The 17,115-nt window shown below is 26.6% G+C and carries 15 protein-coding genes and 1 tRNA gene; 11 read left to right on the top strand and 5 right to left on the bottom strand.

What is annotated here, in order from left to right; all coding sequences use genetic code 11:
• Nucleotides 1-4 precede the first annotated feature (4 nt).
• From AS160_RS02375 to AS160_RS02345, 7 genes are all read left to right on the top strand, one after another.
• On the top strand, nt 5-988 hold the full coding sequence (locus AS160_RS02375; protein WP_165144380.1) for a LacI family DNA-binding transcriptional regulator: 984 nt from the start codon (nt 5-7) through the stop codon (nt 986-988).
• An 18-nt stretch (nt 989-1,006) separates the two neighbouring features.
• Nucleotides 1,007-2,668 carry an alpha-galactosidase gene (locus tag AS160_RS02370; RefSeq protein WP_165144379.1) on the top strand — a complete coding sequence of 554 codons (1,662 nt, stop codon included), beginning with the start codon at nt 1,007-1,009 and terminating at the stop codon, nt 2,666-2,668.
• Nucleotides 2,661-3,626 (top strand): galactose-1-phosphate uridylyltransferase, encoded by a 966-nt coding sequence (gene galT / locus AS160_RS02365; protein ID WP_165144378.1) that lies wholly within the window; start codon nt 2,661-2,663, stop codon nt 3,624-3,626. Before AS160_RS02370 ends, galT begins: the two co-directional genes overlap by 8 nt.
• A complete protein-coding gene (locus AS160_RS02360; protein WP_165144377.1) occupies nt 3,616-4,668 on the top strand; it encodes a galactokinase in 1,053 nt (350 codons plus the stop codon). Before galT ends, AS160_RS02360 begins: the two co-directional genes overlap by 11 nt.
• A gap of 244 nt (nt 4,669-4,912) precedes the next feature.
• The gene (locus AS160_RS02355; RefSeq protein ID WP_165144376.1) at nt 4,913-6,427 is read left to right on the top strand and encodes a sodium-dependent transporter; all 1,515 of its coding nucleotides are present in this window, start codon (nt 4,913-4,915) and stop codon (nt 6,425-6,427) included.
• Between the two features lie 11 nt (nt 6,428-6,438).
• A complete protein-coding gene (locus tag AS160_RS02350; protein ID WP_165144375.1) occupies nt 6,439-6,540 on the top strand; it encodes a MetS family NSS transporter small subunit in 102 nt (33 codons plus the stop codon).
• A gap of 101 nt (nt 6,541-6,641) precedes the next feature.
• A complete protein-coding gene (locus AS160_RS02345) occupies nt 6,642-7,550 on the top strand; it encodes a DUF5107 domain-containing protein (protein ID WP_165144374.1) in 909 nt (302 codons plus the stop codon).
• 13 nt (nt 7,551-7,563) lie between these two features.
• On the opposite strand, the gene AS160_RS02340 is transcribed toward AS160_RS02345, so the two are convergent.
• From AS160_RS02340 to fabG, 5 genes are all read right to left on the bottom strand, one after another.
• A tRNA-Cys gene (locus AS160_RS02340) sits at nt 7,564-7,640 on the bottom strand.
• A 62-nt stretch (nt 7,641-7,702) separates the two neighbouring features.
• Nucleotides 7,703-8,149: a flagellar export protein FliJ gene (gene fliJ, locus AS160_RS02335; protein ID WP_165144373.1), complete on the bottom strand. Its 447-nt coding sequence runs from the start codon at nt 8,147-8,149 to the stop codon at nt 7,703-7,705.
• Entirely contained in the window at nt 8,146-9,798 is a 1,653-nt protein-coding gene (locus AS160_RS02330) for a sigma 54-interacting transcriptional regulator (protein WP_165144372.1), read from the bottom strand. The genes fliJ and AS160_RS02330 overlap by 4 nt, the downstream gene beginning before the upstream one ends.
• A gap of 1 nt (nt 9,799) precedes the next feature.
• Nucleotides 9,800-10,729 carry a radical SAM protein gene (locus AS160_RS02325; RefSeq protein WP_165144371.1) on the bottom strand — a complete coding sequence of 310 codons (930 nt, stop codon included), beginning with the start codon at nt 10,727-10,729 and terminating at the stop codon, nt 9,800-9,802.
• Complete coding sequence (fabG, locus tag AS160_RS02320; protein WP_165144370.1) at nt 10,729-11,478, bottom strand: 3-oxoacyl-[acyl-carrier-protein] reductase; 750 nt, start codon at nt 11,476-11,478, stop codon at nt 10,729-10,731. The genes AS160_RS02325 and fabG overlap by 1 nt, the downstream gene beginning before the upstream one ends.
• A gap of 95 nt (nt 11,479-11,573) precedes the next feature.
• Between fabG and AS160_RS02315 the strand changes: the two genes are divergently transcribed.
• The 4 genes from AS160_RS02315 to polA are packed head-to-tail and all read left to right on the top strand — an operon-like array spanning nt 11,574 to nt 17,110.
• Nucleotides 11,574-13,739, top strand: coding sequence for a bifunctional (p)ppGpp synthetase/guanosine-3',5'-bis(diphosphate) 3'-pyrophosphohydrolase (locus AS160_RS02315; protein ID WP_165144369.1), 2,166 nt, complete (start codon nt 11,574-11,576; stop codon nt 13,737-13,739).
• Between the two features lie 2 nt (nt 13,740-13,741).
• Nucleotides 13,742-14,194 (top strand): D-aminoacyl-tRNA deacylase, encoded by a 453-nt coding sequence (gene dtd, locus AS160_RS02310; protein ID WP_165144368.1) that lies wholly within the window; start codon nt 13,742-13,744, stop codon nt 14,192-14,194.
• A 37-nt stretch (nt 14,195-14,231) separates the two neighbouring features.
• Nucleotides 14,232-14,429, top strand: a complete 198-nt coding sequence (locus tag AS160_RS02305; protein ID WP_165144367.1) for a hypothetical protein — start codon at nt 14,232-14,234, stop codon at nt 14,427-14,429.
• 11 nt (nt 14,430-14,440) lie between these two features.
• Nucleotides 14,441-17,110 carry a DNA polymerase I gene (gene polA, locus AS160_RS02300; RefSeq protein ID WP_165144366.1) on the top strand — a complete coding sequence of 890 codons (2,670 nt, stop codon included), beginning with the start codon at nt 14,441-14,443 and terminating at the stop codon, nt 17,108-17,110.
• The last annotated feature ends 5 nt before the right edge of the window (nt 17,111-17,115 follow it).

Here is a 17,115-nt window from a genome sequence, read left to right as displayed (position 1 = left end):
TTGTATGAAAAAAAATTATGTAACCATAAAAGATATAGCTGCAGCTGCAGGAGTTTCTATTAATACTGTTTCTAGAGCTTTAAATGATAAGCCAGATATAAACATAAAGACGAAAAAAAGAATATTAGAAATTGCTAAAGAAATGGGGTATGTAAAAAATATAACAGCTAGTTCTTTAAGAAATCAAAAAACAAAAACTATTGGTGTAATATTTGAAGATAGTTCTAACCCTTTCTTTGCTGAAGTATTAAAAGGAATAGAAAAAGGCGCAAGAGAAAAAAATTACAATATTATTTTAATGAATACAGAAAAAAATTATACACTTGAAAGAAATGCTATTAAATTGTTATTAGAAAAAAGGGTAGATGGTTTAATTATTACACCTACACAAGAAAAATCTGAAGATATTAAAGAATTAATAAAAATTAATATCCCTTTTGTAGTTGTTGGAGTACATTTTGAAGATATAGAAATTGATGAAATATATTCTGATGATTTCTTTGGTGGATATTTAGCAGGTAAATATTTAATTGAAAAAGGTAGAAAAAAACTAATTATGTTAAATGGATTTAATTATAAATCTGTTGCGAAAGAAAGATTTTTAGGCTTTAAAAAAGCATTAGAAGAACATAAAATTAAAAACTTTAAGATTTATGAATTAGAAGAAGGTTTAGAAAGTGCTTACATTAAAACAAATGAATTAATAAAGAAAAAAATAAAATTTGATGGTTTATTTTGTTATAATGATATTTTTGCTTTTGGTGCAATAAAAGCATTATATGAAAATAAAATAAAATTTCCAGATACAGTTAATATTGTAGGATTTGATGATATTTCTTTTGCAAATGTTTTTAATTTAACAACCGTTAGAATACATAAAGAAAAACTTGGATATGAAGCTTTTTATAGATTATATAAAAAAATAAAAGGAGATAAAAATTTAATAAAAGAAAAGTTAGATGTTGATTTGGTTATTAGAAACACTTAATGGAATAGGAGGATATATATGTATATATTAAATAATTTCTTTGATGGTGAATACCTTGAATTTGATAAAGGAAATTATAATATTAAATTAAAAATAGAAAAAATCCCTGAAGGATATATTATAAGAGGTAAAGTGAAAGGGGATCTAGAAAAAATTGAAATTTTTGAGGATATTGCAGATAATGAGCTTTTTATAAATAACTGGCAAAGTTGGAGTCCTACAAAAAAAATAAAAATTGAAAATTATAAATATAATATTCCTGAGGATTGGAAAAAATCAGCTAAGTATAGTGCTCATCCAATGCCTGAATATTTAGAAAATAATGTTATTTCTGACTATTTTGTTGGCAAAAAAAATAAAGTATATGGTTTCTTAACCTCTAAGATTGCTCATCCATTTTTTGAAATTAGAAATAATAAAATAATAGCCTGCTTAGAATATTTTGAAAAAAATTTTGATGAATATATCGATATTGAACCATTAATAATTTTAGAAAATAATGAAATCGAAAAATTATTAGAAGTATATGCTGATTATGTAAAGTTTGAAAATAATCCTAAATTTTCAAAATGGAATCCTATAGGGTGGTCTTCTTGGTATCATTACTTTGAAAATTTAACTTGGGAAGAAACTTTAAAAAATTTAGAATTATCAAAAGAATATAATTATGAAGTTTTTCAGTTAGATGATTCTTGGCAAAAAGACATAGGTGATTGGGTTCCAAAAGATACTTATCCAGATTTTGAAACAATTGCTAATAAAATTAAAGAATATGGTTATATTCCTGGATTATGGCTAGCTCCGTTTAGTGTTTCTGAAACATCTGAAGTTTTTTTAAATCATAAAGATTGGTTAGTAAAAGACGAAAGCGGAAATCCTAAAATTGCTTATATTAATTGGAAGAAAAATATATATGCTTTAGATACCACACACCCTGAAGCACAAGAACATTTAAAAAAGATTTTTTCAAACATGAAAGAAAAAGGAATTCATTATTTTAAAATAGACTTTTTATTTGCTGGTGCTATACCAGGAATAAGATATTTAGATGTCACACCAATTGAAGCGTATAACCTTGGAATGAAAATAATAAGAGAAGCAGCTGGTGAAGATTTTGTTTTAGGTTGTGGCGCTCCAATTTTACCTTCTATTGGTTATGTTGACGGAATGAGAATAAGTGCTGATACAGCACCATTTTATAATCAAAATGATCCAGATTTTGTTTATCCTAATGCATATTATGCTTTAAGAAATGTCATTACAAGATATTTCATGAATGGGAAATGGTGGTGGAACGATCCTGATTGCTTATTATTAAGAACTGAAGAATCTGAATTAAGTGAAAAAATTATAGAAATGTATTCTTATGTCTCAGGATTATTAAACAATATGATTTTACAAAGTGATGACTTATCTAAAAACATTAAAAAAGACATTTTTTATAGATCTTTAGACCTTAGAGGCGGAATACCTCATGTTAAGAGGTTAATGAATGATAACTATTCATTTGAAATTGAAGCATTTAATACTAATATAGGTTATGTAAAAATGAATGTTGATTTAGATAAAATAGAATTTAATTTGGAATATGATATTGATTATCCAAAATTAAATAAGAAATCTATACTAAGAGATAATAGATTATTCCATTATTATGAGGAGAGGGATAACGATGCTTGAAAGAAGATTTAATCCTATTACAGGCGAATGGGTAATGATATCCTCATCTCGCCAAAAAAGACCTAATTTACCAAAAGATAGTTGCCCTATATGCCCTGGTGTTTTAGAATTACCGGGTGAATATGATTTAGTAAGCTTTGAAAATAGATTTCCTGCTTTGAGAAAAGATGCTCCTGATGTACAAAACAATAGTGATATATTAATCAAAGATAAATCACAAGGAATATGTGAAGTTGTAGTTTATACTGAGAAACATAATTCAGAATTATCTCATATGAAAGTTCATCAAATAGAAAAATTAATTAATATGTGGTCTGATAGAACAAAAGAACTATCATCATATGATTTTATAAAATATGTGTTTATTTTTGAAAACAAGGGTAAAGAAGTTGGAGCAACTCTACCACATCCACATGGACAATTATATGCATTTCCATTTTTACCTCCTAGAATTCAATTAAAAATGGAATCATTAGAAAAGTGGTATAGAGAAAAAAACTCTTGTGCTATTTGTGATGTGATTAAAGAAGAGAAAAAACAAAATGAAAGAATAGTATATGAAACAGATAATATAATTGCTTTAGTCCCTTTTTATGCTAGATATCCATATGAAGTGCATGTATATCCAAAAAGACATGTAGAAACAATATATGAATTATCTAATAAGGAGAAAAAAGAATTTGCTCATGTTTTAAAAGTAATTACGAATAAATATAATGGATTATTTAATATGCCTTTTCCATATATGATGATGTTTTTCCAAAAACCTTTTAATATAAATAAATCCACTCACTTTTTCCATTTTCATATTGAGTTTATATCTCCTATGAGAGGGCCAAATTTAATCAAATGGGTAGCAAGCGTAGAAAGTGGAACATGGGCATTTATTAACCCGATAGAACCCGAACAAGCTGCAAAACAATTAAGAAATGTTGAGGTGAATATTGATGTTATATAGAGCACCTGGACGAATAAATTTTATAGGAGAACATACCGATTATAATGATGGATATGTTCTTCCTTTTGCTATTGATAAACATATATATTTAGAAATTGAAAAATCTGATAAATTTACATTTATTTCAAAAAATTCCAATCAAAATATTTCTTTAAATAATTTACAAAAGACCAGAACTTGGGCAGATTATATAATAGGTGTAATTTTGGAAATAGAAAAAAAAGTAGGAAAAATACCACCTTTTTCATTCCAAATTCATTCAAACTTGCCAATAGGCGCAGGATTATCTAGTTCCGCTGCTTTGGAAATTGTTTCAGCTTTTGCAATAAATGATATTCTTAATTTAAATTTATCTATTGAAGAATTAGCTTTAATAGGATGGAATGCCGAAAATAAATTTGTAGGATTAAATTGTGGAATTATGGATCAATACGCAAGTGCTTTATCAAAAGAAAATCACGCATTATTTATAGATACATACACAAAAAAATATGAATTAATTCCTTTAAATTTAAAAAACTATAATTTTTACATTATAAATTCCGGTGTTAAACACGAATTAGGAAATTCTGAATATAATATTAGAAGGAAACAATGTGAAGATGCTTTAAAATTATTAAATAAAAAATCTTTTAGAGAAGTAAATTATGAAGATTTAAAAAAATTAAATGGTATTCATTACAAAAGAGTTAAACATGTTTTAGATGAAAACAGAAGGGTTTTGAATACTATTGAAGCTTTAAAAAATGATAAAATTGAATTAATTGGAGAGTTTCTTTTTGAATCTCATGAAAGTTTAAAAGAATTATACGAAGTATCATGCGAAGAAATTGATTATATTATTGATAACTTAAAAAACAAAGTAACTGGAGCACGCATTGTTGGAGGTGGGTTTGGAGGTTCAGTCTTAGTTCTTTCAAAAGATGATGAATTAGAAAATATTATTTATAATTTAAAAGATAATTATTTAAGAAAATATTCAATCGAATTAGAGCATTTTAAAGTAATAAGTTCAAATGGTGCTGAAAAAGTAATAATTTAAAAATTGTTATAATTGGGAGAGGGAATTTTTTGCATGGGCATTGAAAAATGCCCTTTTTTATATTTAATATAAAATTGTTATTTATTTCTCAAATATTAATAATTATTGACATTTAAGTTTTTTTATGGTAATATAATCATAGAATTTATTAACACATATGAAATATTTTTCATGTTTTTTTTATTTTTATTCATTATTAGTAATAATAGAATTTTTTTCTTAATATTCAGAAAGGGGTGGTTGTATGGCAAGACAAAAGTGGGGTTCAAGATGGGCTTTTGTTTTAGCGGCTATAGGTTCAGCAGCAGGATTGGGTAATGCATGGCGTTTCCCATATATGGCCTATCAAAATGGTGGTGGTGCATTTTATATTCCTTATTTTGTAGCATTATTTATTGCTGGTATTCCTCTTTTAATGGCAGAATTTGGTATTGGGCAAGGCTTGCAAGCTAGTGCTCCAAAATCAATGGTTAAAGTAACAAAAGGCGCTGAATTTATTGGATGGTGGGCAGTTATTACAGGTGCAATTATAACATTTTATTATAATGTTATTATGGCTTGGATTTTTAATTATTTATATTTTTCATTTGGGACTATGTGGAAAGATGATCCAAAAGGATTCTTTTTTGGTGAATTTTTAAAATTATCTGATGGCCCTGGTCAAATAGGCGGTATTAGACTTCCTGTTCTTATTGGGTTAATAATTACATGGGTTTGGATATATTTAATTTTAAGAAAAGGTACAGAATCTGTTGGTAAAACAGTAATGTGGACAGTTCCATTGCCTGTAATATTATTAATATTATTAGGTATTAGAGGTGTAACTTTACCTGGGGCTGCTACTGGTTTAAATTATTTATTTGATCCAAATTTTTCTAAATTGGCAGATCCTAGAGTTTGGGCAAATGCTTTTGGACAAATTTTCTTTTCTTTAAGTTTAGCTTTTGGTATTATGATTGCATATGGAAGTTATAATAATAAGAAAAGCGATGTCGCAAATAATGCTATTATAACTGCTTTAGGGAATTCAGCTACATCTTTCTTAGCAGGTATTGCTGTATTTTCCGTTTTAGGTTATATGGCTCAACAAATGAGCGTTCCAGTTAACGAAGTTGTTAGCGGAGGTATTGGATTAGCATTCGTGGTTTACCCTCAAGCTATATCACTAATACCTGGAGGAGTTATTGTTCAATCTATTTTTGGGTTGGCATTTTTTGTAATGTTATTAACTTTAGGTATTGATTCAGCATTTTCATTAGTTGAAGCTGTTGAAGCTTCTGCTGGGGATAAATTTAAAATTAATAAAAAATCATTCTTAATAGGATTTTCTATTTTAGGATTTATTTTTGGATTATTATTCTCAACACAAGGTGGGTTATATTGGTTAGATATTATTGATCATTATATGGGTACATATGCATTATTAGTAGTTGGTATTTTAGAATCAATTGTAATAGGTTGGGTATTTGGCGCGGAAAAATTAAGAGACTATATTAATTCAGTATCTGAAATAAAAATAGGTAAATGGTTCGATATTTCATTAAAATATATTATTCCATTAGTATTAATATTTATTTTAGGTCTTACTCTTGCTGATGAATTAAAAAATCCATATGAAGGATATCCAGGATGGGCTCTTACAATTGGTTTTGTTGTATTTATTTTAGTACCAATTTTAGCATTTATTTTTGCAAAAATACCTTCTAAAGATGAAAAATATGATTTAAAGGCTTCAGAAATAACCTTCGAAGAGGAATAGGAGGGATAAATATGTCAGGAAGTGCAATATTTTTTATGATATTTGCTGGTGTAGTACTATTTGGAGGTTTAGCTTGGTCATTAAACATAGCTTCTAAAGCTAATAAAAAATAGTATTTAGCGCGGCTTTTGCTGCGCTTTTTTTATTTTTTTAAAATAATAATTTAATAAAATTGTATTATAATTTTTTATAAAAAATTATAAGGAGTGATGCAATGAAATATTATAATATGGAATCTATAATTTTAGAAAACAATAATATTAAATTGGTAGTAATACCTCAAATAGGAGCAAAAGTTGCTTCAATAATATATAAACCGCAAAATTTCGAAGTTTTATTTCAACCCACTTTAAAAAAATATCGTTTACCTAAATATGGAGATTCTTTTGAAAAATATGATACATCTGGAATTGATGAAATGTTTCCTAATATAGATGAGTGTATTTATCCCTTTGAAGAATATTATGGAGAAAAATTACCAGATCATGGAGAGTTATGGAGTATTCCTTGGTTATGTAAAAAAATAAATGATACTAGCATTTATTGCGAAGTAAAAAGTCCTAAATTTAATTATATTTTTAAAAGAACTATTAACTTAAAAAATAATACTATTGTTTTTAACTATTCTGTCAAAAACTTAAACAAAACTGAATTTAGAGGTTTTTGGGCATTTCATGGATTGATTGCTATAGACAATAACAGTGAAATTATATTAGAAAATATAGATAAAGTCCTAAATGTCAAAAAAAATAGTAAATTTTTAGGAAATTTTGAAAATATATGTGATTATCCTATATATAATAATTATAATCTAAATAAATTTTTACCTATTGAATCAAAAAACACTGAAAAATTCTATTTATTAGATAAAATAAACTCTGCAGGAATTACTTTAAATAATAATAAACTATTGTATAATATAGAATTTAAAGATCTCCCATATGCTGGAATTTGGAAAAATGAAGGGGGATTTAAAGGAGAGTATAATTGCGCAATAGAGCCTTGTAATGGCTTTTACGATTCATTAGAAATCGCTAAAAAATACAATAAATATTTAATTTTTGAACCTGGTGAAGAAAAAAGCTGGAAAATAAGTATTGAATTAAAAGAAAACTCCCTCTGATGAGGGAGTTTTTTGGAGGCAACGGTGGGATTTGAACCCACGAATAGCGATTTTGCAGACCGCCGCCTTAGACCCCTTGGCTACGTTGCCTTAACCGTGTGTATTATACCATAATAATTATTAAGTTTAGTGAAGAAAATATAAAATTTATTTTACTTATTATTTCTATAATACATTTGAATACCTATTTCATCTAAATTTCTATTTTCTTCTCTTTGAAATTCAATTTTATACTCTTCAAATTTTCTCTTTTTTAATTTTTCTAATATTACTCTTTCTTTTCTAGCTTCTAAATATCTTTGTCTTTTTTCTTCTTCATCTGCTAATTTTTCTCTATATATCTCTCCTAATTTAACCTTTTTATTTTCCAATGACTCTAAATAAGATCTCCATTGTTGAATATCCTGTATAGTTATCAAATTTTGAGAGATTTGTTTTACAAAATTTTCATTTTCTTCTTTTATCTTGTTATTTATTTCAATAAGGGCTTCTTCTGCTTTTATTCTTTCAGCAGTAGCTTCTAAAAATATTCTTTTAGCATCTTCTTCTAATCTTTCTCTAAGATTTTTTAATCTTTCTAAATTAAATTGAAATCTCATTTTAACCCCAATTTTTCTAATTTATAATATAAATTCCTCACCGTAAGACCTAATTTTTTTGCTGCAGCAGTTTTATTGCCTTGACATATTTTCAATGTTTCTATAATAATTCTTTTCTCATGTTCATCAAGCATTTCTTTTAATGTACCATTAATCTGATTCCCGTCATCATTTTCTTTTGATAAATCAGGTAAATGCATAGAAGTTATTATTGTTTCAGATTGCGCCATATTCATTAAAGCTCTATCTAAAACATTTTCTAATTCTCTTATATTTCCAGGCCAATCATAGTTTACTAATATATTTATTGCATCTTCAGATATATCATATACTACTTTTTCGTGTTTTTGATTTAATATATGTAATATTTGTTTTGACATTGAAGGTAAATCTTCTTTTCTTTCTCTCAAAGGTGGTACTTCAATTGTAACCACAGCCATTTTATAATATAATTTTCTAGAAAATTTACCTATTGACATTAATTCTTTTAAATTTTCTGGAGTTGCAAAAATAATTCTTGCATTTAAATTTATCTTTTTCTTATTATAATATACATAACCTTCATTTAATAGTTCATACATTAAATTTTGAACATCAGCTCCCATTAAATGTGCATTGTCTATAAACAATGTACCACTATCAGCTCTTTCTATTAAACTTTCTTCACTATCAAAAAACATTTCTATTTGCTTTTTTTCATCATATAATAACAAATTCATAGATATAAAGGGGTTATCTCTTTTACTGCTATAATTATGTATAGCTTGAGCCAATATTTCTTTTCCTACACCAGGTTCTCCGTTTAATAGCAAATTTACATTTGTATTTGCAGCTTTTTTTGATTGAAAAACAACATTTTTCATTATTTCTGACTCTACAGTTATATCTTCAAAAGTATATTTCGCTTCATCTTTTTTTAATAATCTTTTTGTAGCTTCGAGTTCTCTTATTAACCTTTCAATTTCTGATATATCATGTATTACACCTACACTACCTTTAAACTCACCTTTTACAAAAACAGGATTTACATTAATTAAAACTTCTTTCTTATTTGTTGCTAATTTAGTTTTCACATTTAATATAGGTTGTTTTTCCCTTGAACATCTTATATGCATACTTTCTTGACCTTCAGCAATATCATATGTAGCTAATTTACCTATCACATCTTTAGGGGATAACCCAGTAACTTTTGTATAAGCTTTATTAACCATAACTATTCTTCCTTCTTCATCGGCTACAGAAATTGCATCATATGTTGAATCAATAATAGCTCTTAAAAGAGATTCTAAATCTCTTAAGTTGGTTACTTCTTCTGCTAATTTTTGAACACTTGTAATATCTCTAAATATAGCTGCTGCTCCAATAACTTCATCATTCTCATTTTTTATAGGAAATCTTGAAGTAACTATTATTTTTTTCCCTAGATTTTGAATTCTATCTAATTCTGGAATTCCAGTTTTTAAAACTATATGCAATCTTGTATCTGATATAGTATCTGTTACTTTTTTATACAATGCTTTCTCTTTAGATAAATTAAGAATTTTTGAAGCTGAATTATTTAAAAATATTATCTGTTCTTCAGAATTAATAAGGATAACTGCTTCTTGTATATCATCTAAAATTCTTAAAATCAAATCTTCTGTTTTCACCTTAATCCTCCTCTAATAATTTATGTTCTTGTACCCAACCTTCTAAATCTAAATTTACCATCAAATCTACTACCTTATCATATTCACTTTTCTTTAAAAATCTATTTATTTCAGGATATTCATTAGTTCTATATACTGGAACAAATTGATCCATTAAACTAATTAAAATATTTTTATCTAATTTGGCAATAAATCTTAAAGCATCTTTAGATTCATCAATATTATTAGGCAAAACAAGAACTCTTACTATCATACCTTTTTTTAATATATCATCTTCAAAAATATATTCTCCCTTTGTTTGGTTATACATTTCAATTATAGCTTTATTTGCATATTCCCAATAATCTGGCGTTTTTGAATATCTGTTCGCAGCATATTCTGATGTATATCTAATATCTGGTAAATAAATATCAATTATTCCATCTAGTAATTTTAATGTTTCAACAGTTTCATACGATGACGTATTCCATAATAATGGAATATTCAAACCTTTTTCAATGGCTAATATCAATGCATCAAATATAAATGGCAAATAAGGTGTAGCTGTAACTAGATCTATGTTTTTTACTTTTTTTTCATTTTGTAGCCAAATAAATTTGTTTGCTAATTCTTCTACTGAAAATTCATTCCCAAAACCATTTTGAGAAAAATTAAAATTTTGACAATATACACATTTCATAGCACAATTGCTGAAAAACACTCCTCCTGCACCAGTATCTCCAACTAAAGGTGGTTCTTCTCCTTTATATAAGACGAATTCTGAAATTTTTATTTTATCTCCAACTTTACATACCCCTAAATTTTCATATCTATTCACTTTACAATTCTTTGGACATAAATCACATGAATATAATTTTTCATATAATAAATCTCTTCGTCTATGCAATTCCCCATTTTCATATAATTTTATATATCCTGGTATATATCCCATTACAATGATAACCCTCCATCTATCCTTATAACTTGACCTGTTATATATGATGAATCATCACATGCTAAAAATAATACTACCTTTGCTACTTCTTCCGCATTGCCTAAACGCCTAAGTAAAATTCTTTTTAAAGCTTCTTTTTTTAATTCTTCATCAAGATTTTTTGTCATATCTGTTTCTATAAAGCCAGGAGCTACTGCATTTACTCTAATTTGTTCTCCTCTCATTGTAAGTTCTTTTGCCCATGTTTTTGTCATTCCTATTACACCAGATTTACTTGCAGAATAGTTTGTTTGTCCTATATTTCCATCTATTCCCACAACACTTGAAATATTTATAATTGAGCCTTCTTTTTGTTTCCTCATAACTTTAGCTACAGCTTTTGTAACTAAAAATACACCTTTTAAATTAACGTTTATAACAAAATCAAAATCTTCTTCTTTCATTAATAGCAATAACATATCTTTTGCTACCCCAGCATTATTTACAAGAACATCTATTCTTTTATATTCATTAAATATATCTTTTACAGCATTATTTACTTCTTCACTATTAGAAACATCAACTTTATATCCCCTAAAAAAACCTTTATTTAAAACATTTAATTCTTCTTCAACTTTTTTTAAATCTTCTAAATTTCTAGCAAAACCTAAAACTGTTGCTCCCTCTTCTACAAATTTTCTACATATCTCTTTTCCAATACCTCTATTAGCACCTGTAACAATACATACTTTATTTTCTAATTTCATATTTTTACCTCCAATTTCAAACCTTTGAATATATCATATTATATCATAAAAAATGGTTTTGTGATATAATTATAATATAGGAAGGATGTGAATAAATGGATAAAATAAACAAAGAATTCGACTTATATTTGAAAGAAATTAAAAATTTATTAGAAAGAAATTTAAATACTTCTGAAATAGAAATATTAAAAAAAGCATATTTTTTGGCAAAAGAAGCGCATGAAGGACAAATGCGTGCTTCTGGAGAACCTTTTTTTGAACACCCTAAGGAAGTTTCAAAAATTTTAGCTGAATTAAAAATGGATATTGAAAGCATTTCATCAGCATTATTACATGATGTAGTAGAAGATTGTAATGTAAATATAGAAGTTATTCAAAAAGAATTCGGAGATGATATAGCCAGAATTGTAGATGGAGTCACTAAAATTAGCAATTTAAAATTAAATGAAAAATTAAATAAAGTTGATATGAAATCACTAGAAAAAATAGAAACTATACGTAAAATGTTACTTGCTATGTCTAATGATATTAGAGTTATAATTGTTAAACTTTCTGATAGATTACATAACATGAGAACATTGCAATATGTTCCACAAAAAAAGCAGATAATAAAAGCTCAAGAGACTCTTAAGATATATGCTCCAATTGCTCATAGGTTAGGAATACATAAAATAAAAGCAGAATTAGAAGATTTATCTTTTATGTATCTTTATCCACAAGCATATAAGGATTTAAAAAATAAACTAGAAGAAAAAATTAAAAATGTTCATGATAGAATGGAAGAATATAAAGAGATAATTTTAGAACAACTAAAAAAACATAATATAAAATCTTCTCTTCAAGGAAGATCAAAGCATTTATATAGTATATGGGAAAAAATGCTTAGAAAAAATAAAAGTTTTGATGAAATATATGATGTTATAGCTTTAAGAATTATTACTGAATCACCAACCGCTTGCTATGCTGCATTGGGGGTTGTTCATTCTGTTTGGAGACCTGTCCCGGGAAGAATTAAAGATTATATTGCTGTTCCTAAATCCAATGGATATAGATCTATTCATACTACAGTAATTACGAATAAGGGTGAAACATTAGAAATACAAATTAGAGACTGGGAAATGCATGAAGAAAGCGAATATGGATTAGCTGCTCATTGGGCATATAAACAAGGTGTTGATTCTAAAAAATTATATTTTGTTAAAAGATTAATGGATTTACATAAGGAAATTGCACAATCAGCATTTAACTTAAATGATATAGAAGAAGAATTAAGTGTCCATGAAGTATTTGTTTTTACTCCTAAAGGAGAAATTTTACATTTACCATATGGTTCTACACCTATTGATTTTGCATATGCAATACACACAAATGTTGGAAATCACTTTGCCGGAGCAAAAGTTAATGGAAAAATTGTACCTATAAGTTACGAATTGCAAAATGGTGATATTGTTGAAATTATTGTCAATAGAAATTCACCTGGTCCTAGTATAGATTGGTTAAAATATGCAAAATCTTCTCGTACAAAACATAAAATAAAAAGATATTATAGATTAAAAAATGAAAAAAACCTTGAAGAAAAAGGTAGAGAAAAAATAAGAGAGATAGCTAAAGATTTAAATATTTCAATAGATAATTTAATTCACGACTTAAAAGAAAATCAGGTTTTTTGTGAAAAAAACAATGTAAAAAACGAAAATGAATTATATATAAGACTTGGATTTGGAGATATTAATCCTAAAGAAATTTATAAGCTTTTTGAGAAAAAAGATGAACAAATTGAACAAAAAAATGAGAAATTTATTACTCAAAAAATCAATTATAAGAAAAAAGGCATAGGAGTTATCGTTGATGGTCAAGAAGGCATAGATATATATTTTGCAAAATGTTGTAATCCAGTATTAGGCGATGATATTATTGGCATTGTAAGCAGACGTGGTATAGGAGTACACAGGGAAAATTGTATGAATATTAAAGAAGTTCCGCAATCTAGAGTAGTTAAAGTTTCGTGGATTACTGAAGATATAGTTAATTCAAAATATGTAACCCATTTACTTATAGAATTGGAGGATAAATCAGTTTTAAATGATATTAGACGTGTTGTTAAAAACGAAAAAGCTAATATAGAAATGTATGAAACATCTAGAAAAATTGATAGAGTAGATTTGAAATTAAGATTAGCTGTAAAAGATGTTCAGCATTTAATGAGGGTATTAACAGCAATAAAAAACATAAAAGGAGTATTTAATGTAAGGAGGAGTTAGTTGTGAGAGCAGTTGTTCAAAGAGTTTTAGAATCACATGTAGATGTAGAAGGAAAAACTGTAGGAAAAATTGGAAAGGGTATTTTAGTATTATTAGGTGTAGGACAAAACGATACAGAAAAAGATATAGAATGGTTAGCAGATAAAATTATGAATTTGAGAATTTTTGAAGATTCAGAAGATAAAATGAATCTTTCTTTACTTGATATAAAAGGAGAAATCTTGGTTATTTCTCAATTCACATTATACGGAGATTGTAGAAAAGGGAGAAGACCTTCATATTCTACCGCAGCAAATCCAGAAAAAGGTAATGAATATTATGAAAAGTTTATTGAATACATAGAAAAAAAATATAATTTAAAAGTAGAAAAGGGTATTTTTCAAGCCGATATGAAGGTTCATTTAATTAATGATGGTCCTGTCACATTATTATTAGACTCAGAAAAAACATTTTAAAGAAAAAATATTTTAAAAAAACATTGGAGGGATTATTATGAAAGAGGTAGAAATAACTGTATTTGTATATTCAATTCACCCGTTTGATGCACATATTAGTGCTGAAGGAGTTCAATATGGAATTACTCCAGAAAATATACATAAAATTTTTAGAGAAGAAGAAAAGCCTGCTAAAGGCGTTGTAGTAAAATTTAAACTTCCTGATGGAACAAAAAAGTATATAAGAGCTGAATGAGAGGTAAAAATATGAGAAATTTGTATTTAATTGATGGCAGTGGAATAGCTTATAGAGCTTTTTTTGCACTTGATCAAAATTTACAAACATCTACAGGTATTCCAACAAATGCCATTTTTGGCGTAACTAAGATGTTATTAAAAATATTAGAAAATTATGTAAAAAAGAATGACGATGCAATTATATTTATCATGGATAAAAAAACTGAAACATATAGACATAAATTACTTGAAAGTTATAAAGCTAATAGACCAGAAACCCCAAAAATATTTAAAGATCAATTTCCTTATATTTTAGAAATAGTAAATGCATTAGGTATCAAAACGTTAGCTGAAGAAGGTTATGAAGCTGATGATGTAATTGCTACATTAGCATTAAAAGGTCAAAAAGAGTTTGAAAATATATATATTTTCTCATCTGATAAAGATTTAATGCAATTAGTAAATGATAAAATTAAAATGCTAAGAATTGGGAGAGGAATTACGGATATAAGGGAATATGATATAGAAAAAGTTATAGAAAAATATGGATTTGGCCCAGAAAAAATTCAAGATTTTTTAGCATTAACAGGTGACTCCGTTGATAATATTCCAGGTGTTAAAGGAATTGGAGAAAAAACAGCTACAAAGCTAATAAAAGAATTTGGATCTTTAGAAGATATATATAAAAATATTAGAAATACAACAAATTCAATACAAAAAAAGTTGGAATCTGGTAAAGAAATGGCGTTTTTAAGTAAAAAATTAGTGCAATTAGTTACTGATGTACCACTAAATATAGATTGGAACGACTATATTTATAGTGGTTTTAATAGTAATCTAGAAGAAATACTAAATGAATTTGAATTTAGTTCTATAATTAGAGATCTTGGATTAAAAGAATCAAATAAAAAAATATCTAACAAAGCAAATGAACTCTCTGGTAAAGGAGATTATATACTATTAAAAAAGAATGATTTAAATATTTTATTTGATGAATTAAAAAAACAAGACTTAATATCTTTTGATCTCGAAACAACCTCTGTTGATCCATATGAAGCAGATATATTAGGTATAGCTATATCATATGAGCCAAAAAAAGGATATTATATTGATATCTCAAAAGAAACTAAAGAAGAAAAAATAAAAATTTTAGATGAATTATGGACTATTTTAAAAGAAAAAAATATTATTGGTCAAAATTTAAAATACGATCTATCTATTATGAAAGTTTATGGATTTGACATAAAAACACCTTATTTTGATACTATGATCGCTGCATATTTAATTTCTCCTGATTCAAGAAGATTTAATATGGACGACTTAGCAAAAAAATATCTAAATTATGAGACAATTAAATATGAAGATGTTGTTAATAATACTTTATTCGCTAAAACTTTAAATGACATAGAACCAGAAAAAGTTGCTGAATATTCAGGAGAAGATGCCGACATAACTTTAAGATTATTTCATGTTTTAAGACCAAGAATTTATGAATTCGGATTAGAAAAATTAATGTTTGAGATTGAAAACCCTTTAATACCGGTTTTAGCAAAAATGGAATTAAATGGTGTGTATTTTGATATACATTATTTAAAGAAATTAGAAAAAGAATATACAGAAATCTTAAATAAGACCTTGCTAGAAATATATGAACTTGCCGGTTATGAAATAAATCCTAGTTCTCCAAAACAAATTAGTGAATTATTATTTAATAAATTAGGATTAATGCCTAAAAAGAAAACTAAAGGCGGAGCTTTTTCAACAAGTGCACAAGTTTTAGAAGAAATGAAGGATGAACATCCAATAATAGAAAAAATATTAGAATATAGAAAGTATCAAAAATTACTTTCTACTTATATTCAAGCAATACCTAAATTGGTAAACAAGAAAACAAAAAGAGTACATACATCTTTTAATCAAACAGGTGCAGCAACTGGTAGATTAAGTAGTAGCGAACCAAATTTACAAAATCTTCCTATTAGAGAAGCAGAAGGCGAAAAAATAAGAAATGCTGTTAAAGCTGAAAAAGAAGGATATGTATTATTAAGTGCTGATTATTCTCAAATTGAATTAAGAGTTTTAGCTCATATGAGTAAAGACCCTGTTTTAATTGAATCATTTAAAAATGATTTAGACATACATACAATAACAGCTGCAAAACTTTTTGATGTCCCTGAAAATAAAGTGGATAATCATATGAGACAAATTGGAAAAATGATTAATTTTTCTATTATTTATGGAGTATCTTCATATGGTTTAGCAGAACGAACAGGAATTAGTAGAGATGAAGCTGGTGTTTTCATAAAAAAATATTTCGAATTATATAAAAACGTGGAAAAATACCAACATAATATATTAAGTAATTTAGAAAAAAACGGATATGTTGAAACATTATTTGGAAGAAAAAGGTTTTTAGGAAATCTGAGACTTAATAAAAATGATTTAAAACGAATAGCTATTAATACTCCTATTCAAGGCACTGCTTCTGATATAATGAAATTAGCTATGATTAAATTAGATGAAGTTTTACCAGAATATGCTAAAATGATACTTCAAGTACATGATGAAATTGTAATTGAATTACCTAAAGAAAAAGCTAATGAAATACGTAAAATAGTAAAAGAAACACTAGAAAATGCCTACAAATTAGATGTCCCACTTAAAGTAGATATTAATATATCCGAAAGGTGGACAAAGTGAGGCAA

The sequence above is a fragment of the Marinitoga sp. 38H-ov genome, assembly GCF_011057715.1.
In the GTDB taxonomy this organism is placed as follows: domain Bacteria; phylum Thermotogota; class Thermotogae; order Petrotogales; family Petrotogaceae; genus Marinitoga.
Note: the sequence above shows the minus strand (reverse complement) of the source record. Positions and strands in the feature narration are given on the sequence as shown.